The 18,872-nt window shown below is 57.9% G+C and carries 18 protein-coding genes; 13 read left to right on the top strand and 5 right to left on the bottom strand.

The genetic code is table 11. From position 1 onward, the window contains the following. Positions 1 to 714 (bottom strand): 16S rRNA (uracil(1498)-N(3))-methyltransferase, encoded by a 714-nt coding sequence (locus QC816_RS09650; protein WP_085919796.1) that lies wholly within the window; start codon positions 712 to 714, stop codon positions 1 to 3. Between the two features lie 169 nt (positions 715 to 883). On the opposite strand from QC816_RS09650, the gene phaR reads away from it, so the two are divergent. The 6 genes from phaR to coq7 all read left to right on the top strand — a co-directional run bounded on the left by phaR (position 884) and on the right by coq7 (position 5,238). Beyond that, positions 884 to 1,408 carry a polyhydroxyalkanoate synthesis repressor PhaR gene (phaR, locus tag QC816_RS09645; RefSeq protein ID WP_085919795.1) on the top strand — a complete coding sequence of 175 codons (525 nt, stop codon included), beginning with the start codon at positions 884 to 886 and terminating at the stop codon, positions 1,406 to 1,408. A 72-nt stretch (positions 1,409 to 1,480) separates the two neighbouring features. Further along, the gene (gene purD, locus QC816_RS09640) at positions 1,481 to 2,767 is read left to right on the top strand and encodes a phosphoribosylamine--glycine ligase (protein ID WP_309781845.1); all 1,287 of its coding nucleotides are present in this window, start codon (positions 1,481 to 1,483) and stop codon (positions 2,765 to 2,767) included. A gap of 78 nt (positions 2,768 to 2,845) precedes the next feature. Next, complete coding sequence (locus QC816_RS09635; RefSeq protein WP_085919793.1) at positions 2,846 to 3,286, top strand: acyl-CoA thioesterase; 441 nt, start codon at positions 2,846 to 2,848, stop codon at positions 3,284 to 3,286. 3 nt (positions 3,287 to 3,289) lie between these two features. Beyond that, a complete protein-coding gene (locus QC816_RS09630) occupies positions 3,290 to 4,162 on the top strand; it encodes a phosphoribulokinase (protein ID WP_085919792.1) in 873 nt (290 codons plus the stop codon). A gap of 56 nt (positions 4,163 to 4,218) precedes the next feature. Further along, a complete protein-coding gene (locus QC816_RS09625) occupies positions 4,219 to 4,560 on the top strand; it encodes a histidine triad nucleotide-binding protein (protein WP_085919791.1) in 342 nt (113 codons plus the stop codon). A gap of 39 nt (positions 4,561 to 4,599) precedes the next feature. Then, positions 4,600 to 5,238, top strand: a complete 639-nt coding sequence (gene coq7, locus QC816_RS09620) for a 2-polyprenyl-3-methyl-6-methoxy-1,4-benzoquinone monooxygenase (RefSeq protein WP_309781841.1) — start codon at positions 4,600 to 4,602, stop codon at positions 5,236 to 5,238. Between the two features lie 198 nt (positions 5,239 to 5,436). Here the strand turns inward: coq7 and ettA are convergent, their stop codons facing one another. From ettA to QC816_RS09600, 4 genes are all read right to left on the bottom strand, one after another. Further along, positions 5,437 to 7,098 (bottom strand): energy-dependent translational throttle protein EttA, encoded by a 1,662-nt coding sequence (gene ettA, locus QC816_RS09615; protein ID WP_199284911.1) that lies wholly within the window; start codon positions 7,096 to 7,098, stop codon positions 5,437 to 5,439. A 178-nt stretch (positions 7,099 to 7,276) separates the two neighbouring features. Next, the gene (locus QC816_RS09610) at positions 7,277 to 7,492 is read right to left on the bottom strand and encodes a PA3496 family putative envelope integrity protein (RefSeq protein WP_085919788.1); all 216 of its coding nucleotides are present in this window, start codon (positions 7,490 to 7,492) and stop codon (positions 7,277 to 7,279) included. Positions 7,493 to 7,632: 140 nt separating this feature from the next. After that, complete coding sequence (locus tag QC816_RS09605; RefSeq protein WP_085919787.1) at positions 7,633 to 8,079, bottom strand: PAS domain S-box protein; 447 nt, start codon at positions 8,077 to 8,079, stop codon at positions 7,633 to 7,635. Between the two features lie 134 nt (positions 8,080 to 8,213). Next, positions 8,214 to 9,527 (bottom strand): MFS transporter, encoded by a 1,314-nt coding sequence (locus QC816_RS09600; RefSeq protein WP_309781837.1) that lies wholly within the window; start codon positions 9,525 to 9,527, stop codon positions 8,214 to 8,216. 221 nt (positions 9,528 to 9,748) lie between these two features. Between QC816_RS09600 and QC816_RS09595 the strand changes: the two genes are divergently transcribed. From QC816_RS09595 to QC816_RS09565, 7 genes are all read left to right on the top strand, one after another. Continuing rightward, entirely contained in the window at positions 9,749 to 10,018 is a 270-nt protein-coding gene (locus QC816_RS09595) for an Rdx family protein (RefSeq protein WP_085919785.1), read from the top strand. Then, entirely contained in the window at positions 10,015 to 10,884 is an 870-nt protein-coding gene (locus tag QC816_RS09590) for a DMT family transporter (RefSeq protein WP_309781836.1), read from the top strand. Before QC816_RS09595 ends, QC816_RS09590 begins: the two co-directional genes overlap by 4 nt. Positions 10,885 to 11,282: 398 nt before the next feature. Beyond that, positions 11,283 to 13,124 (top strand): TolC family outer membrane protein, encoded by a 1,842-nt coding sequence (locus tag QC816_RS09585; protein WP_309781835.1) that lies wholly within the window; start codon positions 11,283 to 11,285, stop codon positions 13,122 to 13,124. 119 nt (positions 13,125 to 13,243) lie between these two features. Further along, on the top strand, positions 13,244 to 15,412 hold the full coding sequence (locus tag QC816_RS09580; RefSeq protein WP_309781834.1) for a type I secretion system permease/ATPase: 2,169 nt from the start codon (positions 13,244 to 13,246) through the stop codon (positions 15,410 to 15,412). After that, entirely contained in the window at positions 15,412 to 16,839 is a 1,428-nt protein-coding gene (locus tag QC816_RS09575; RefSeq protein ID WP_199284917.1) for an HlyD family type I secretion periplasmic adaptor subunit, read from the top strand. The genes QC816_RS09580 and QC816_RS09575 overlap by 1 nt, the downstream gene beginning before the upstream one ends. Next, on the top strand, positions 16,839 to 17,486 hold the full coding sequence (locus QC816_RS09570) for a response regulator transcription factor (RefSeq protein ID WP_309781833.1): 648 nt from the start codon (positions 16,839 to 16,841) through the stop codon (positions 17,484 to 17,486). Before QC816_RS09575 ends, QC816_RS09570 begins: the two co-directional genes overlap by 1 nt. Before the next feature lie 236 nt (positions 17,487 to 17,722). After that, the coding region (locus QC816_RS09565) for a retention module-containing protein (protein ID WP_309781832.1) at positions 17,723 to 18,872 on the top strand (1,150 nt) is incomplete at its 3' end.

Raw genomic sequence — 18,872 nt, 5'->3', positions numbered from 1 at the left:
CTAAAAAAGCCGTGACAACAAAGCCGTCACGGCGGTCTCCACTCGCAGAATACGCGGGCCAAGATGCATGCCTTCGCAGCCCGCGTTCACCAGTTGCTCCACTTCCCAGTCGATAAAGCCGCCTTCGGGGCCGATAAACAGCACCGTTTCCCTGTTGATGCCCCTTGGGCAGGGGAGCGCCATGCCGGGGTGGGCGACCAGGCCATGTCCTTCGCTGAGCAGCGTGGGCAAGTGGTCACTGAGAAAAGCCCGAAAGCCTTTGACCAGCGTCACGCTGGGCATCACGGTATCGCGCGCCTGCTCAAGGCCGAGTACCAGATGCTGGTGTATCTTCTCGGGGCGCAGTTCGGGGGATTGCCAATAGCTTTTTTCGACCCGTTTGGTGTGCAGCAGCGTCAAGCGCTTTACGCCAAGCGCTGTCACGTGCTCCAGGGTGCGTGCCAGCATGCGCGGACGCGGTAACGCCAGCACCAGGTGCACGGGCAGGGCGGGCGGTGGCGCCTCGTCAAGGTGCTCCCAGCGCAATGTCGCCTGATCGGGCCCCATCGCGGTCAACTCGGCCTTGCCGATCAGCCCGTTCGAGCAGCCAACGGTGAGCGTATCCCCTGGCTTGGCGCGGTGTACCTCGCGCAGGTGTGTCAAGCGGCGTTGGTCGCGCAGCAGGGCTTCGCCGTTCTGGGCCACATCGTGAGGTTCGAGTAAAATCAGGTTCATGGCAGTGGTCGATTGTTGAGTGCTTGGAAAGGTAGAGAAAGGCCCGTCTGTGACATCCTGGCCGACGCTACGCCTATTGAATATCGCTACATGGCTTGCATGGCCGCCAAGTGCAGGCACAATAACAGCAACGGGAAGCAAAGCCCTATCGCGTTTAAGGAGAATCGCCGTGCGCGTCATTCGTAAATATGCCAATCGCAGATTGTATGATACCCAACAAAGCCGTTACGTGACGCTGGAGGATCTGCGCCGTCTGATTCTCGAGGAGGAGCCGTTTCGGGTCGAGGATGCCAAAAGCGGTGAAGACCTTACGCGGACGATCCTGCTGTCGATTATCATCGAGCAGGAAAGTGCCGACAGTGATGCCGAGGTGTTCTCCAACGACCTGCTGGCGCAGTTGATTCGTGTCTATGACATGTCCTCACCGCTACCGCTGGCGCGTTATCTGGAGCAGGGCACCCAGATCATGATGGAGCAGCAAAAACGCATGCAAAGCCAGTGGCAGCAGGCCATTCGCCATACGCCCATGGAATTCATGCGTGAGCTGGCCGAGGAAAACATGCGCTTCTGGCAGAAGACCATGAACCAGGCGCCGCCCACCGGCAAAAATGACAGCGACGATATGGGCCGGAACGACAACGCGCATGACGATAAAGCTCATGATAAAAAGAGCAACGACGACAAGTCATCGTAAGCGCCAGCGACGCGCGGGCAAGCTGTGGCATAATACCGCTATTAATCTGCTCTTCCGCAAAGAAGGATATCCATGAAGGTTTTGATGATAGGCGGCGGTGGTCGTGAACACGCGTTGGCATGGAAACTGGCCCAATCGCCGCGCGTCTCGCAGGTGTTTGTTGCCCCGGGTAATGCAGGCACCGCCGGTGAGGAAAAACTGACCAACGTCGCCATCGAAGCAAGCGATATTTCCGCACTGGTGGCGTTTGCACGCCAGGAAGACGTGGCGTTGACGGTGGTGGGGCCGGAAGCACCGCTAGTCGAAGGCGTGGTGGATCGCTTTCAGGCGGCGGATCTGACCATCTTTGGCCCCACCCAGGCAGCCGCCCAGTTGGAAGGCTCGAAGTCGTTCACCAAAGACTTCCTGGCGCGTCATGCGATTCCCACGGCCGACTATCAAACCTTCACGGCCGTTGAGCCAGCGCTTGAATACCTGACCAAGGTGGGCGCGCCCATTGTCATCAAGGCCGACGGCCTGGCAGCTGGTAAAGGCGTTATCGTCGCCATGACCCATGCGGAAGCCGAAGCCGCGATTCGTGACATGCTGGAAGCCAATGCTTTTGGTGATGCGGGTGCACGGGTAGTGATCGAAGAGTTTCTGGACGGTGAAGAAGCCAGCTTCATCGTCATGGTCGATGGAGAAAACGTGGTGCCCATGGCGACCAGCCAGGACCACAAACGCGCCTGCGACGGTGATAGCGGACCCAATACCGGCGGCATGGGTGCCTACTCACCGGCGCCCGTGGTCACGCCGGATGTCGATGAGCGCATCATGCAGCAGGTGATTCTGCCGACCGTCAAGGGAATGGCCGCCGAAGGTCATGCCTACAACGGCTTTCTCTACGCCGGCCTGATGATCGACGCCCAGGGTAACCCCAAGGTGATCGAATACAATTGCCGCTTTGGCGACCCGGAAACCCAGCCCATCATGCTGCGCTTGACCTCGGACTTTGCCGCGCTGTGCCTTGCCGGTGCACAAGGCAAGCTGGCCGGTCAGCGCTGCGAGTGGGACGCGCGTGCGGCGGTGGGGGTCGTACTGGCCGCCGGCGGTTACCCGGGCAGCTATCGCAAGGGCGATGTGATTCACGGTATTGCCAATGCCGAGCGCCATGGCTGCAAGGTGTTTCATGCGGGGACTCAACACAACGACCAGGGTGATGTTCTGACGGCAGGTGGCCGCGTACTGTGCGTTACCGCCCTTGGGGATAGCGTCTCCCAGGCGCAACAGAAGGCGTATCAAGGCGTGGACGAGATTCATTGGGAAGGCGTCATCTGCCGCCGTGATATCGCGCACCGTGCGATAGCCCGGGAAAGTTGACGCTTCGCCCGAAGGTTGACGCTTTTATAGTCGCAGGGGCATTCTGCCTCGCTTGCCGATCACAACAAGGATAACTGGATGGAACGGGTTCAGCTCGATTTTCCCGACGCAGCGATCATTCATCGCCATTCACTCAGCGTCCGTGTCACGGATATGAACTATGGTCGTCACCTTGGTCACGATGCGCTTGTATCGCTGCTCCATGAGGCGCGCATCCAGGCGTTTGCCGCCCTCGATCTGCCAGAATGGGACATGCAAGGCTACCCCAGTGTGGTTGCCGATCTGGCGGTGCAATACCAAAGCGAAGCGCGCTGGCCGGACGCCCTGGTGGTTGAAACCGCTGTACCACCCCCCGAGGGCAAGGCATTAACGGTCTATCAGCGTATCGCCCACGCCGAGAGTGGCAAGACAGTGGCGACTGCGCGTATCAATCAACTGCTGATTGACATGGCGTCGGGTCGCCCGGTGACGATCCCTGACGCGGTTGTGCAAGCATTAGCGCAAGCAAGAGGCACCTGATCGATGTCCCGTGAATACCCCATTATTGCCATCACCGGCTCGTCCGGTGCCGGCACCACCACCGTGCGGCGTAGCTTTGAGCGCATGTTCCTGCGTGAAGATGTGCACGCTGCCATGGTGGACGGTGACGCCTTCCATCGCTACACCCGCGATGAACTGCATCGCATGTTCCGCGAAGAGCCTGAGCGCAAGAATGAGCTTTCGCATTTTGCCGTCGAAGCCAACCTGCTGGATCGCCTCGAAGGCATGTTTATCGAATACGGCGAGCATGGCACGGGGACTTTCAGGCACTATATCCACGCCGAGGATAAACAAAAGATCGAGGCGGGCCACAAGGTAGGTACCTTCACAGAGTGGCAGTCGCTACCCTGCGGAACCGATCTGCTGTTTTACGAAGGTCTGCACGGTGGCCTGGTCACGGAAGAATACGATATCGCACGCCACGTTGACCTGCTGGTGGGCGTGGCCCCCACGATGAACCTGGAATGGATCCAGAAAATCGATCGTGACACCAAGATGCGTGGCTATTCCCAGGAAGCGGTTATCGACACCATTCTGGGCCGTATGGATGACTACGTGCGCTATATCCAGCCCCAGCTGTCGCGCACCCATATCAATTTTCAGCGCGTGCCCACGGTGGATACATCAAACCCCTTTGAGGTGCAGGATATACCGACGGATGCGGAATCCTTTGTGGTCATCCGTTTCCGCGACCCTTCCACGGTGGACTTTCCCTGGCTGCTGGCGATGATCAAGGATTCCTTCATGACCCGGCCCCACACCCTGGTGGTGCCCGGCGCCAGAATGTCGCTGGCCATGGAGCTTATCCTGGCACCGTTGGTGCGCCACTTGTTGTCACAGCGGCGTTTTCGTTAGGCTCGCAGGTAGTCATTCTGCCTGCGTCGCCAGCTTACGCTCATTGAGGAGCTTTTATGGACTGTCTGTTTTGCAAGATCATCAACCGTGAAATCCCTGCGGATATTGTCTATGAAGACGAGCACGTGCTGGCGTTCAACGACATCAATCCCCAGGCACCCACGCACCAGTTGATTATTCCCAAGAAGCACATTGCCACGCTCAATGATATTCATGCCGATGACCTGGCGACTGTCGGTCGGTTGCAATATACCGCGGCGAAGCTCGCCCAGGAGCAGGGCTTTGCCGACGATGGCTACCGCGTCGTCATGAACTGTAACGAAATGGGTGGCCAAACGGTCTATCATATCCACATGCACCTGCTCGGCGGGCGTCAGTTTACCTGGCCCGCCGGGTAAGTTGCTGTACTTTTACGACCCACGGCCAAGGAGCGAGCCATGAGGCGTCGATGCCCCCGTTCTGACCAATGGATCTATCAGTTTGATCGTGCGCTGCGCACGCTGGCGCCGCCCACGGCGCGCACAAAATCACCTGTGCCGGTATCATCTGGCGATAAGACCCTGACAGCCTTCGAGGCACACCACGTGGCAGGCATGATGCGCGTCAATCACAGTGGAGAGGTATGCCTGCAAGGGCTTTACCAGGGACAGCGGTTGTTTACGCAACGGCCGGATGCCAGTGCGCAAATGCAGCAATCAGCGACCAATGATCTTGGCCATCTGGCCCTGTTTAGCCAGCGGCTGCGGCAACTGGATAGCCGTACAAGCCTGCTTGCCCCGTGTTTCTATATAGCCTCGCTCAGTATTGGCGCGACCACGGGTGTACTGAGTGAGCGCCTTGGCCTAGGGCTGCTGGCCGCCAGCGAAACGCAAGCCGCTAGGCGGTTCAGTGATCAGCAGTCACGCCTGCCGGAGGCTGATCAGACGTCACGTACCCTGCTTCGCAAAGTGGCCGTGGAGAAAAACCACCATGCCCAACTGGCGCTGGAAGCGGGCGGTGTCAACCTGCCTGCGCCGGTGCAGTGGCTGATGCGCGGCGTCTTCAAGGCGGTCAGTAAAACGACGTATCACGGCTAATAGCCTGCAGATATCCATAAACAGCCACGCATAAAAAAAGCCCCGCCAAGGTGGGGCTCAATTTACTAAAAAAGACTCAACTTATCTTGCGCAAGGTCCGAATCAACCCGTAGCGGGGGTTATTCGCCATGGATGGCGAATGTAGCGCCCATGGAGGGGTTTACAGCGCCCCCGCCAAGGGTTGTTCGGACCAGGCTATTAAGCATCGATGCGCTTGTACTTCATCCGCTTGGGCGTGTCGTTGCCCACACGTTTCTTATGATCTTCTTCGTAGTCGGTGTAGTTACCGTCAAAGAAGACCACTTCCGAATCGCCCTCAAACGCCAGAATATGCGTCGCAATCCGGTCGAGGAACCAGCGGTCGTGGGAGATCACCATGGCACAACCCGGGAAGGCCAGTAGTGCTTCCTCCAGCGCGCGCAATGTCTCGATATCCAGATCGTTGGAGGGTTCGTCGAGCAGCAGCACGTTGGCACCCTGCTTGAGCGTTTGCGCGAGCTGCAAACGACCCCGCTCACCACCGGACAACTCATCCAGACGTTTCTGCTGGTCGTTGCCCTTGAAGTTGAAGCGACCCACGTACGCCCGTGAAGCGACCTCGTAACCATTGATGTTGAGGATATCCTGGCCATCGGAGACGGCCTGCCAGACGGTCTGCTTGTCGTCCAGGGCATCGCGGAGCTGCTCGACATAAGCGATATCCACGGTCTCGCCAAGCACTACCTCGCCGGCATCGGGCTGTTCCTGGCCGGTAATCAGCTTGAATAGGGTCGACTTACCGGCGCCGTTACCGCCCACAATGCCGACGATGGCACCGGGGGGAACCGAGAACGAAAGATCCTGATAAAGCAGCTTGTCGTCGAAGCGTTTTGCCACATCATGAAACTCGATGACCTTATCCCCCAGGCGCGGGCCGGGTGGAATATAGATCTCATTGGTTTCATTACGCTTCTGGAAATCACCGGACTGCATTTCCTCGAAGCGGTTAAGGCGTGCCTTGCTTTTCGCCTGGCGGCCCTTCGAGTTCGAGCGTACCCACTCAAGCTCCTGCTTGATGGCTTTCTGGCGAGAAGCCTCCTGCTTGGCTTCCTGACCCAGGCGCTGTTCTTTCTGCTCAAGCCACTGCGAGTAGTTGCCCTCGAACGGAATACCCTGGCCGCGGTCCAGCTCAAGAATCCAGCCCGCCACGTTGTCGAGGAAGTAGCGGTCGTGGGTAATGGCGACCACGGTGCCGTTGTAGTCGTGCAGAAAACGTTCCAGCCAGGCGACTGATTCGGCATCCAGGTGGTTGGTCGGTTCGTCGAGCAGCAGCATGTCGGGGCTTGAGAGCAGCAGACGACACAGTGCCACACGGCGGCGCTCACCGCCGGACAGGTTGCCGACCTGAGCTTCCCAGGGGGGGAGGCGCAGCGCTTCAGCGGCGACGTCTAGCTTGCGCTCGATGTTATGGGCGTCGGCCGCTTCGATAATGTTTTCCAGGCGTGCCTGCTCGCTCGCCAGGGCATCAAAGTCGGCGTCAGGCTCAGCGTAGGCAGCGTAAACGCCATCGAGTTTTTCCTGGGCTTCCTTGATAGCGCCCAGGGCTTCTTCGACGGTCTCGCGGACATTCTTGCTGTCGTCGAGCTCCGGCTCCTGAGGCAGATAACCGACGTTGATTCCCGGCATCGGACGGGCTTCACCTTCAAACTCATTATCGACACCGGCCATGATGCGCAGCAGTGTGGATTTACCCGCGCCATTCAAGCCCAGTACGCCAATCTTGGCGCCCGGGAAAAACGACAGCGAAATATCTTTAAGAATTTGCTTTTTGGGCGGCACGATCTTGCCAACCCGGTTCATGGTGAAAACGTATTGCGCCATGGAAATCCGTATAGTTGATGAAAAAAATGCCAGCGTCACCGCTGAGCGATAGGCAGATGATAGAGCCCCACGTGACGAAAGGCCAGCCAAGGAGGGCTGACCGTCCAGGTGCGGTCAGGTTGATACCTGGTGCCGCAGCGGGGAAGTCATCAGGAATGTTCCTGATGACTCTGCATCATTACTCTTCTTCGTCCCAGCCGTCATCGATCGCACGCTTGAGGCGGCGTTCTTCAAGCCAGGCCTCAACCTGGCGTCTGGCGCGCAGACTATCGGCTTTGTTGCTCGGCCGAGAACGGCTGTAGTGTTCGTCATTGACGGCGTCAGAGGAATCGAACTCATCCGCTTCACCGTCTTCAGGAGAGAAAGTTTCACGACTCAAGGGATTACGGCTCATGACTGGCCCTCCAACCCAAGCCGGCGTGCCGGCGTCATTATGGCTTCCTTGTTGGCAGAGCAACAGAAAGCGCCAAGCGCTTCAGCAAGCGCCTTGCCGCTATATAACGCCGGTTACGTTGAAGATCAAGCCTTGTCGTTTTATTTTTCTGTTTTTGTATCTGCCTGCTTGGCCTGGAGTGCGGCGAGTGCCTGTTGCGCTTCCACCCGTTCGGTCACATCTTTCTGTACGCCGATGTAGTACATCAGGTTATCGGCTTCGTCGAAAACCGGCGTGATCGACAGCTCATTCCAGAACATGGTGCCGTCTTTACGATAGTTGCGCAGCACCTCCCGCGAGGGCTTGCCTGCATTCAGCGCTTCACGAATCGCGTTGAGAGGATCTTGATCGCGATCCTCATTCTGCAAAAAACGGCAGTCCCGATATAAAATTTCATCGGCGCTGTAACCGGTGAGGCGCTCAAAGCCTTTGTTGACATAAATCAGGATGTTTTCGTCACCTTCCTGTTCAGCAACCACAATGCCGTCTTCGGAGGCGTCAACCATGCGTTCGAGCAACGCGGGGCTGATCATGGGAGATCGTTTCATCAAGGGGTCCTGTTGCAGCTCCAAACCTATCGTGGCGTATTGTCACGTAATTTTTATGATAGCAAAAGGCCGCATAACGGCTGCCACCGACTTACCATCATGGCGAGCGTTGCCCTGCTTTGCAATCCTGAACGTCACTCAACCTGCGGTAATCGCAGGGCACTGAACATCGCCGCCAGGGCGGTGGCGGACAAAACGAGCAACAAGGCGCTACTGCCCAGCCACTGTGCCAACAGGCCGACCACCCCGCCCACCAGCAGCATCAGTACCCCCGTCAGGGTGTTCGAGAGTGCCACATAAAGGGCGCGGTTATCCTGGCTTGCCATGTCGACCAGGTAGGTTTTGCGACCCAAACGCACCCCATGATGAACAATCACCAGCGCCGCATAGACCAGTGCGTAGGGCCATATACGCTCGGAAACGACGATCGGCAGCCACGCAATGCCTGCGCCCAGCAAACAGCATAAGGTTGTCCCGATCGCGGCATCTCGCATTACGCTTCGACTGGAGTGGTCGGCCCGCTTGCCCCACACGGGGCTTGCCACCATGGCGGCCAGGCCGGATACCACAACCAGAAGCCCCAGGCTGCTTAGCTCGCTGCCGCTTTGTTGTTGACCCAGCAGCGCCAGATAGGGAAGGGCCAGGGCACTGGAAAGCAGCAACGCCCGGCACAGGTTGAAGTGTAAAAACGTGCGGTCTTGCTTGAGTAACGAAAGTCCCTGCTTGATGCTATCCCAGGCATTTTCGCCACCTTCAACAGCGCCAGGCGTTTCCTCGATACGGGCGGCGCAGATCCCGTTGACGGCCCAGCCAAGAGCCGCAATGCCTAGCAGCGCCGCAAGTGTCACCTTGCCCAGGGAGTCATCCAGAAGCATCAATACGCCCCCGGCTGCCAGAGTGGCTGCCCCGGCAACACTGCCACTCCAGCCCATCAGGGTGCCACGGCGGCGTTTGGCAATGGTCTTGCCCATGACATCCTTGGTGGCGATGGACGAAAGGCCCCGGGCCAGCGACAGCATGACCAGTGCCATCAAGACCAGGCTGCCTCCCAGGCTGCCACTGCTCCACAACGCCAACGCTGCCAGCACGACTGCCGCCAGCGCCTGCAAGGCAGCACCGGCCACCCACACCCATTTGCGTTGCGGCTTGAGGCGAATGAAGCCGGCCACAAAAATCTGCGGCAACAGTGCCCCGGACTCACGAATAGGCACCAATAGCCCGACCATCCATACCGGCGCACCGATGATGCCCATTAGCCAGGGCAATACCAGTCGTGCACTGGATAGCTCATCCGCCAGCTTATTGCCGAGTGATGCCCATAAATGCAGCATGAAGTTACGCGGTTGCTCATGGCAGGCGCTATCGGGAATGTCATCGCACATCCGGCTGTCCTCGTCGCCGGTCAGCCACTCGTAAATGCGCGATTCTGAGAGGTCATGTCTAGCCATCTAGGCTCCTTGGCAGTCGTCGTCCCGGGCGGCTCGTTTTGACGAGCCGTGTTATTCAGTACACTCTTGCTGGGCAATACCCCTGTCTAGTACACGTACTCAATATACGCGGTGGTTAACGCCTCCAGATTAGTTAATGCCCGCAGATTATTACGCAGTTTATTACGCAGTTTATTAATAGTACTCATGGATAATGGCGAGTGTCGCCAAGGAGCTCAAGGATGTCGCGTATTCAAATCCGCTATTGCACGCAATGCCAATGGCTGCTACGCAGCGGGTGGTATGCGCAGGAGCTGCTTTCCACCTTTGGCGAAACGTTGCAAGAAGTAGCGCTTTGCCCTAGTCACGGCGGCACCTTCGAAATATGGTGCGACGGCGTACTGCTGTGGGAGCGCAAACGTGATGACGGTTTCCCGGATATCAAAACCCTCAAGCAGCGGGTGCGAGACCACGTCGAACCCGCCCGTGACCTGGGCCATACCGACCGATGAATCAGGACCGCCAAGCAATTCTCTATGGGTTGGGGGCAGTTGCCCTCTGGTCCACCGTCGCCACCGCCTTCAAGGTTGCCTTGGCCTGGATGTCGCCCCTGGAACTGATGTGGCTGGCGGCGTTGGTCTCCTGGCTGCTGATGGGCGTGCTGGTGGTGTACCAGGGTAACGCCAGAATAGCGCTCAACACCGGCTGGAAAACCGCTGCCTGGGCCGGGTTGATGAACCCGGTCGCCTATTACCTGGTGCTGTTTGCCGCCTATGATCGACTTCCCGGCCAGGAAGCCATGGCGCTCAATTACACCTGGGCGTTGGCCATGGCGTTTCTGGCGGTACCGCTGCTGGGACACCGCCTGACCGTCAAGGATGTCACCGCCGGACTGGTCGCCTACGCAGGCGTCTGGGTGATCGCCACCCGCGGCAATGTGTTCGATGTCCACTTTGCCGACCCGCTTGGCGTCGCCTTTGCGCTAGCGTCCACGCTGCTGTGGGCGCTTTACTGGCTGCTCAATGCCCGCGATAAACGCCAGCCGTTGGTGGGGCAGTGGCAAAACTTCACCGTCGGGTTGCCGGTATTGACGCTATTGCTGGTATGGGGGCCAGGGTTTCAGTGGCATGGCGGTCCGGCGTTGGTGGCCGGTATTTATGTCGGTCTGTTTGAGATGGGTATCGCATTTATCTTTTGGCAGCTTGCGGTTCACAAGGTGTCACGCACCGCCAAGGTCTCAAACCTGATATTTCTTTCCCCGCCTGTCTCGCTTTTGTTACTATTTGTAGTCGTTGGTGAGTCGATTTATCCTTCAACCTTGGTGGGTCTGGTGCTTATTCTGGCAGGGTTAGGCTGGCAACAAACGCGCAAATCATAGGGTTAAGCCTCTTTTATCAGTCTTGTAAACCAATGCTTTGGATTTTGGTTTACATATTCCTGTCTGCTTAATAAGAAATTTATTGGATTTGGCTTTGTATGGAATGTAATTTTGATTTACGATAATTTACATTAATATTTCTGACGTAACCGATGTGTTATAAGCTATAAAGAGCAAATAGGTCATCAGAGTGCTTAAGCTCTTATGACGAGTAATGTGGAAACGCAAGGCTCTAGAGCTTAGCACCACCAGGGTATGGAAACCGGGAATGGATGCGCCACCTGAACATCGAGAGTGTTAGGTGAGTCCCGCGATAAAAAAATAACGTATCGATTGCTATCGGTGATTGCGGTGGCTTTGCTGCAGTCGCTGTCTCATATTTCATGAGGGGACCACAGATGAAAAAACTCAGCTGCACTAACGGGCTTTACCAACGGTTTGGCTTGACACGTATCATTCAGGCGGCCGCTTTCGGCACCAGCCTGACACTCCTTCCGCTCGGTCAGGCGATGGCACAATCGCTTCCATCCGAGATGGCCATTCCGGGTTCATCCAATTTGCAAGAGACTGTCCAGCAGGCGATCACCCAGAATCCCGAAGTCAACGCGGCGTTCCGCGCCTTCAATGCGGCGGGTTACGATAGGGATGAAGCCTGGGGCGGTTATCTGCCAAGCGTGGACGCCACCGCTGGCGTGGGCCGCGAGTCCGTCGAGGGTGATGGCCGAGGTAGTTATGACACTGACTACGTTCAGCTCGAGTTGACCCAAATGGTCTACGACGGTTTTGCGACGGCCGGACGGGTAGAGCAACTGGACCGCGCGGAGCTGGTACGTTACTACGAGTTCTTGGGTGCTAGTGAAAACGTCGCTCTGGAAGCGACCAGGGCTTACGCCGATGTGCTGCGTTATCGTGAGCTGGTGCGCCTGGCCCAGGATAATTATCGCCAGCACATGCGGGTCTACGATCAGATCGAAGAGCGTGCGCTGTCCGGCGCAGGCCGCGGTGTTGATCTTGAGCAGATTACCGGTCGTGTCGCCCTGGCCGAATCCAACCTGCTGACCGAAGCCTCAAATCTGCATGATGTCTCGGCGCGCTATAACCGCATCGTCGGCGACCTGCCGGTGGAAAACCTGGCCCCCGCGCCTGCATTAGAAGACGAGCTACCCAGCTCGGTGCAAGAGGCGGTCAACCTTGCCTTTGAAGGCAACCCCGACTTCCACGCCGCCATTGAAGACATTGCGGCGTCTCGGGCGGAGCAGGACATTGCAGAAGCCGGCTTTCATCCGCGGTTGGATATCGTTGGGCGCACCGGCAGCAACAACGATGACTCGTCAGCATTCGGTCGTCGTGACCAGAGCAGCATCGAACTGGTGGCCAGCATGAACCTTTACCGGGGTGGCTCGGATCTGGCCTCATTCCGGGCAGCGAGTGAACGCATCGAGGAAGCCGTTGAAAATCGCGAGCTGGCTTGCCGCAACGTTCGTCAAACGACCCAGATCGCCTACGGGGACACCCAGCGGCTGCGCGAGCAGATGCAGTACCTGAATCAGCATCGCCAGTCCATTGACCGGGTTCGCGGCGCTTATCAGCAGCAGTTCGATATCGGCGAGCGCACCCTGCTCGACGTGTTGGACAGCGAAAACGAGTTCTTCGAGGCCAGCCGAGCCTACGTGAACGCTCAGTATGATGTTGCCATTGCCGACGCCGAGACGCTGGCTTCAATGGGGCACCTGATGCGCACCCTGGATGTATCACGCGCCGACATGCCGAGCCTTTCAGACCTGGATAGCGATGGCGTCCAGATTGACGCCGAGGCTATCTGCCCGACTCAAGCGCCTGCCAACTATACGCTGGAGGATCTGGTAGGTAGTACCGGTAATGATACGTCTTCGAGTGTTAGTACAGTGCGCTCGTTTGATGGGGATCGCGCCATTGATTCGCTTTCGGTCGCTGACGTTTCGGGCAATCCCTCGGAGCGTCCTTCAGCGTTCACGGACGAGATCGTTGACACCACCCCTGCGAATGCAAGCTCATTTCTTCAGGTAGCGGCCCTCAGTAGCCAGTCATCGGCCGCTGAGCTGCAAAGAGAACTTGAAGGTCAGTTGAACATGCCAACTCGCGTGGTTGACGGTGGTGGTCTTTACCGTGTTCAGGTAGGCACCACTCCTGATGCAGTATCAGGCTTTCGCCGCCAGTTGAGCGATATGGGGTATGATGAAGCGTTTCCTGTCAGCAGTTAAGTAAGAGGATGGCGCTGTAGGTTGTTTCGCGTTCTTTCAGTTTTCGTTACACAAGAACGCGAGACAGCATCGCTGGGCGCACTAATCTAAGCAGGTCGCATTTATGATTTGGGGTATGTGTGTCTAACGAAAAAGACGTAGCATCAGACGAACCATCTACTCGAACCGATACAGATGAGCTTCTTGAATGCTTGATCGCTGTGGCATCCATTCATCACCACGATGCCACACGAGAAGCGCTGACTGCCGGTCTCCCACTAGAGGAAGGCAGGCTGACGCCCGGCGTGTTGGGGCGTGCAGCGGCGCGCGCTGACCTGACGGCTCGGCTGGTCAAATCACGCCTGTCGCAGCTGAACCCCGCCCTGTTTCCAGCGATTCTGCTCCTGGAATCGGGGCGCGCCTGTGTGCTGCTCAACCTGGACATTAAAAATGGCCAGGCGGAAGTCATTTTCCCCGAGCTGGGCGAGGCAAGCTCCATTGTCAGCCTGGTCGGCCTTCAGGACGCCTACAGCGGCCAGGCGGCCTATGTCAGGCCCAAGTTCCGCTTTGATGCGCGTGGCCCCGAGGTCAAGAAGCAGCGCTCGCGGCACTGGTTCTGGGGCGTTATCCGCGAAAACCGCAAGCTTTACCGCGATGTATTGATCGGCTCGGCGGTGATCAACCTGTTTGCTGTGGCCATGCCCCTGTTCGTGATGAACGTTTACGACCGGGTAGTCCCCAACGCGGCCACCGAGACGCTCTGGGTGCTGGCCGTCGGCATCTTTATCGTGCTGTGTTTCGACCTGGCGCTACGCCTGATGCGCAATGCCTTTGTCGACCTGGCCGCCAGCCGTGCCGATGTGAAACTGACCTCAAGCATCATGTCACGGGTGCTCGGCATGCGCATGGAATCCAAGCCAGCGTCAACAGGCTCCTTTACCGCCACGCTGCAATCCTTTGAATCCGTGCGGGCGTTTATCGGCTCTGCCACCATCGTGGCGCTCGTGGATCTGCCTTTTGTCATTCTGTTTGCCTCGATTATCGCGCTGATTGGGGTGCCGCTGGTGATTCCCATCGTGGTCGGCGCGGTGTTCGTTTTCCTTTATGCACTGGCCGCGCAGAGTAAGCTGCACGAGCTCTCTGAAACCACCTGGCGCATCGGCGCCCAGCGCAATGCCACCCTGGTGGAGTCCGTCGGCAACCTGGAAACCGTCAAGGCGCTGCGCAGCGAAAGCCGTTTACAGGGCATGTGGGAACGGGCGTCGGCGTTTCTTTCCCGTACGGCGGCCCAGTTGCGCCTGGTCAGCTCGTCCGTCACCAGTGTGGCGCTATGGACACAGCATACGGTGGCGGTGGCGATCATCATTATCGGTGTCTACATGATCATCGAAGGTGATTTGACCCAGGGCGGGCTGATCGCCGCTTACCTGCTATCTTCCCGGGCAATGGCGCCAATCAGTCAGGCGGCGGGGTTGATGGCCCAATACCACCAGTCATCCACGGCGCTCGAGTCACTCAACGAGGTGATGGACAAGCCCACCGAGCGCGTTGAGGGCAAGGCCTATATCAACCGCCCCGTGGTGCACGGCGATATCAAATTCGACGGCGTCAGCCTGAGCTACCCGGAGGCAGAGCGTAGCGCGCTCAACGACGTGAGCTTCCGGCTCAAGCCGGGTGAGAAGGTCGCCCTGATCGGTCGTATCGGTTCGGGCAAATCAACCCTCAGCAAGCTGTTGCTGGCGCTTTACCAGCCCACTGGCGGTGCCATCTTCCTGGATGATGTCGACATACGCCAGTTCGACCCCATGCAACTGCGGCGGCACATCGGCTACGTGCCCCAGGATATCGCGCTGTTTTTCGGTACCCTGCGCGAGAACATCGTCGCCGGAGCAGGCAGCGAGGGCGTTGATGACGAGGCACTGCTCGAGGCTGTCCGATTGAGCGGCCTTGAGTCACTGGTCAAGTCACATCCTCACGGGCTTGATCTGCCGGTCGGCGAGAGCGGCAATATGCTCTCCGGTGGTCAGCGTCAATCGGTCGCCATTGCGCGTGCACTGGTGAACAGCCCGAGCGTGCTGCTGCTCGACGAACCCACCAGCGCGATGGACCACGCCAGCGAAGAGGTGCTGAAGAAAAACCTGACGCGTTTCAGTCAAGAAAAAACCATGGTGATCGTTACCCACCGCACCTCGCTGCTTTCGCTTGTCGACCGCATTATCGTGATGGACGCGGGCAAAGTGGTTGCCGATGGCCCGCGCGAGCAAGTCGTCGAAGCCTTGCGTAAAGGCCAGGTTGGGAGGGCGAGCTAATGGCGAAAAAACGTAAATCCGCCGAACAGCAGGGCTTTGAAGCGCTGGGCCGGTTCAGTGAGAAGGGCGGCAAACCCTTTCGCCCGTTCATGGACCGGTTGTTTTCCAAGCGTGTCACGTCAGCCCATATAAATCGGGACTGGGCCAGTGATGCCGACTGGGCGCGCATGCAACAGGACCCCCTCCGCGCACGCGGATTTCTCTACGGCATCGTGCTGGCCATCATCGCGCTGCTTGTCTGGGCTTCTTTTGCGGAAATTGACGAAGTCACCCGTGGCCAGGGCCGCGTCATTCCCGCCCAACAGCTGCAGCGCGTCCAGTCATTTGACGGCGGCGTGGTCGAGGAAATCCTTGTCCAGGAAGGCGAGATGGTCGAAGCGGGCGAGGTCATCATGCGCATCGACCCCACTCGCTTTGTCTCCGATTTTCGTGAGAACCGGGTGCAGGCCCAGGCGCTAAAAGCCCGAGCCGAGCGGCTGCGTGCCCTGGTGACGGACACTGACTTCTCGCCAGGCGAGGAGCTGCTGGAAAAAGCGCCACTCGCCGTTTCGCAAGAGCGTGAAGCCTATCAAAGTAGCCTATACGAATTACGCCAGCAGGAAGCCGTTATTCGCGACCGCATCCGGCAACGTGAAGCCGAGCTGCGCGAGGCAAAACTACGGCGCGATACCGCCAGCCGGGAGTTGCAAATGGCCAGTGAGGAGCTTCAGCTCACGCGGCCTCTGCTATCCTCCGGCGCCGTATCGGAAGTCGAAGTGCTGCGTCTGGAGCGCGAAGTTTCCCGTAACCGCGGCGAGCGCGATCAGGCCAATGCCGCCATTGAGCGGCTCGAAGCCGCCGTTGAGGAAAGTGAGTCGCAGTTGCGTGAACTGGGCGCTGAACGGCGTAGCCAGTGGCGCAACGACCTCTCCGATACGCTGAGTGAAATTGCGGCGTTGGATGAAGGCAGTTCGGGCCTGGAGAATCGCGTGCAGCTTGCCGATATTCGCTCGCCGGTGAAAGGGGTCGTGCAAACCCTGCACATCACGACCATCGGTGGCGTCGCCCAAGCCGGGCAGGAAGTCGTCGATATTATTCCTACCGATGACCGGCTATTGGTCGAAGCGCGCATTGCACCGCAGGACATCGCTTTCCTCACCCCTGGGCAGGAGGCAACCGTCAAACTGACGGCCTACGACTATTCCCAGTATGGCGGTTTAAAGGCCGAGCTCGAAAACATCAGTGCTGACACGATTACCGATGACGATGACAACACCTTTTATCGCGTAAAGGTACGTACCGAACAGGGTGAGATCAATAACGAAGACATGGACATCATTCCCGGCATGACGGCCCAGGTGGATATCATGACCGGCAAGCGTACGGTGATGGAGTTTCTCCTGAAACCTGTCCTGCGTGCGTGGAATAATTCATTAGGGGAACGCTGATGAACCACCTTTTTGTCACACAAGACCAGGCGTTGATGCCCCGCTGGCAAGCCGCCTTTGCCGAGGCTGAGTGCGTTACTGTTGAGCAGGCCGAGGCGCGGGCGGATGCTGACACCCTGGTGTGGTTATTAAAAGAAGAGCATGTCAATGAAGAGTCTTCTCTCGTGCGCCGCCTGTCCCAGCGTGCCACCGTTGTGGTGCTGTCAATGATGCCGGAAAACGGCGCGGCGATGGAGGCGCTTCAACAAGGCGCAAGAGGCTACGCCCACGCGCTGAGCCCCGCCGATTCGCTAAAGCAAATCGCCACGGTGGTAATGAACCAGGGTATCTGGGTACCGGCCGATCTCATGGCCCAGGTCATGGGGAGTACCTGGCGGCTACTCAATGGTGACGAACAGGTTCAATCATCGGTGCTGGAAGTGCTGACCCAGCGCGAGCGTGAAGTGGCGTTGGCCGTGGCCAAGGGAGCCAGCAATAAAGTGGTGGCCCGAGAACTCGATATAACGGAAAGAACCGTCAAAGCCCACTTGACCGCCATCTTCGCCAAGCTCGATATCCATGACCGATTACAGCTGATCATCAAGCTGACCGGAAAAGGCGCATCAGCAAAGGCAAACGAGATCCTGCGTTACTCCACATCAAAGTAGTCAGCCAGTAGCAAGCGGCTATAACCTCTTTGGCAGATAGCAATCTGTCAGCCTTGACGCCCAGTTATCTAGACCTTTTCAATGCCGCTTGGGCGCTTTAAAGCGCCCAAGTCTGTTTGAAAGACCTACCGAAATAGTCCCTATCCTGTACCACAGTCCAATACTAAGCTTTCCCAGTCTGGCCTAGTGTGACTATCAATATAAAACCTTATTTCTGTTGTTAGAGGATGACTCCTATGAGCATTGCAACCGTTGTTACCATTACCGGTCAGGCCTGGGCACGCGATCCTGACGGTAACCTGCGCGAACTGGCTATCGGTGATGTTCTTCAGGAAGGCGAAACGCTCGTCACCTCTACCAACGGCAGCGTGCAGCTTGATTTTGCCGACGGCCTGCCACCGACATTGATCGGCGGCGACGAAGAAGTCGCGATCACCAATGACGTGGATGCCGAAAACGCCCCCACCGAAGAAGAAACCGTCGCCCAAGACAGCGAGATAGAAACGTTGCTGTCTGTATTGGAAGAAGAAGACGGCGACATCCTTGAACTCCTTGAAGCAACCGCCGCAGGCGGTGGTGCTGCCGGTGGTGGCGGCGGCGGTGGCGCCGACTTCGTCCAGCTCGCGCGCATCGAAGAGTCTGTTCAAGGACTTCAGTATGATTACGCCGTTGGTGCTGATGAAGGCCCTGAGACGATCGAATTTGCAGCAGCGCCAGCCGACGCTGATGACGAGATCGAAGGTAACCCGACGGCGGGTCCGGCAAGTATCACGCTTGATGAAAGTCAGCTGGTATTTGGCGAGCAGCCGCCATTGAACGGCGATTTTCCGCCAATCAACGACGACTTCCCGGATGGTTTACCAGGTCAGCCACCTAGTGGCTTCACCCCCGGTTTCAACAGCGTAACAGCCACCGGCAGTATCGACTTTAGCTTTGGGCCGCTGGGCGCTGGTAGCATCGGCTTTGCCGGGATGGATGGGCAGACGCTAAGCATCGGCCAGGAAAGCTTTAACCTGGACTGGGATGCCGCTAGCAACACCCTCACGGCCTCCAATGAACGTGTTCAGAGCAACAATCCTGACGAACCGTTCCTGTTCCAAATTCAGATTGACCCTCAAACCGGTGAGTTCACTCTCACCTTGGCCAATAATCTGCTGCATGAAGAAGGTACCGAAGAAGCGCTTGCTAGTCTCGTCTATACCGTTACGGATGCAGGTGGTAACACTGCTTCGAATAATCTTGATATCACTATCGTTGATGACGTCCCAACGGCTGAGCAAGGCGACGGCGTTGAGGTACCCGCCTTCGAACTCAACGAATCCGATGCCCTCAATGACGATGGCGTTCGCACCCAGACCCAAGAGTTGGCCGGTGCCTTTGGCAGCG

Source organism: Vreelandella janggokensis (genome assembly GCF_031451615.1).
In the GTDB taxonomy this organism is placed as follows: domain Bacteria; phylum Pseudomonadota; class Gammaproteobacteria; order Pseudomonadales; family Halomonadaceae; genus Vreelandella; species Vreelandella janggokensis.
This window is presented reverse-complemented; position numbering and strand designations above follow the sequence as displayed.

Bases quoted from the DNA above. Each gene is read 5' to 3' on its own strand.
- QC816_RS09650 (WP_085919796.1), bottom strand. From the start codon at position 714: ATGAACCTGATTTTACTCGAACCTCACGATGTGGCCCAGAACGGCGAA.
- purD (WP_309781845.1), top strand. From the start codon at position 1,481: ATGAAGGTTTTGATGATAGGCGGCGGTGGTCGTGAACACGCGTTGGCA.
- QC816_RS09635 (WP_085919793.1), top strand. From the start codon at position 2,846: ATGGAACGGGTTCAGCTCGATTTTCCCGACGCAGCGATCATTCATCGC.
- QC816_RS09630 (WP_085919792.1), top strand. From the start codon at position 3,290: ATGTCCCGTGAATACCCCATTATTGCCATCACCGGCTCGTCCGGTGCC.
- QC816_RS09625 (WP_085919791.1), top strand. From the start codon at position 4,219: ATGGACTGTCTGTTTTGCAAGATCATCAACCGTGAAATCCCTGCGGAT.
- coq7 (WP_309781841.1), top strand. From the start codon at position 4,600: ATGAGGCGTCGATGCCCCCGTTCTGACCAATGGATCTATCAGTTTGAT.
- ettA (WP_199284911.1), bottom strand. From the start codon at position 7,098: ATGGCGCAATACGTTTTCACCATGAACCGGGTTGGCAAGATCGTGCCG.
- QC816_RS09610 (WP_085919788.1), bottom strand. From the start codon at position 7,492: ATGAGCCGTAATCCCTTGAGTCGTGAAACTTTCTCTCCTGAAGACGGT.
- QC816_RS09605 (WP_085919787.1), bottom strand. From the start codon at position 8,079: ATGAAACGATCTCCCATGATCAGCCCCGCGTTGCTCGAACGCATGGTT.
- QC816_RS09600 (WP_309781837.1), bottom strand. From the start codon at position 9,527: ATGGCTAGACATGACCTCTCAGAATCGCGCATTTACGAGTGGCTGACC.
- QC816_RS09595 (WP_085919785.1), top strand. From the start codon at position 9,749: ATGTCGCGTATTCAAATCCGCTATTGCACGCAATGCCAATGGCTGCTA.
- QC816_RS09590 (WP_309781836.1), top strand. From the start codon at position 10,015: ATGAATCAGGACCGCCAAGCAATTCTCTATGGGTTGGGGGCAGTTGCC.
- QC816_RS09585 (WP_309781835.1), top strand. From the start codon at position 11,283: ATGAAAAAACTCAGCTGCACTAACGGGCTTTACCAACGGTTTGGCTTG.
- QC816_RS09575 (WP_199284917.1), top strand. From the start codon at position 15,412: ATGGCGAAAAAACGTAAATCCGCCGAACAGCAGGGCTTTGAAGCGCTG.
- QC816_RS09570 (WP_309781833.1), top strand. From the start codon at position 16,839: ATGAACCACCTTTTTGTCACACAAGACCAGGCGTTGATGCCCCGCTGG.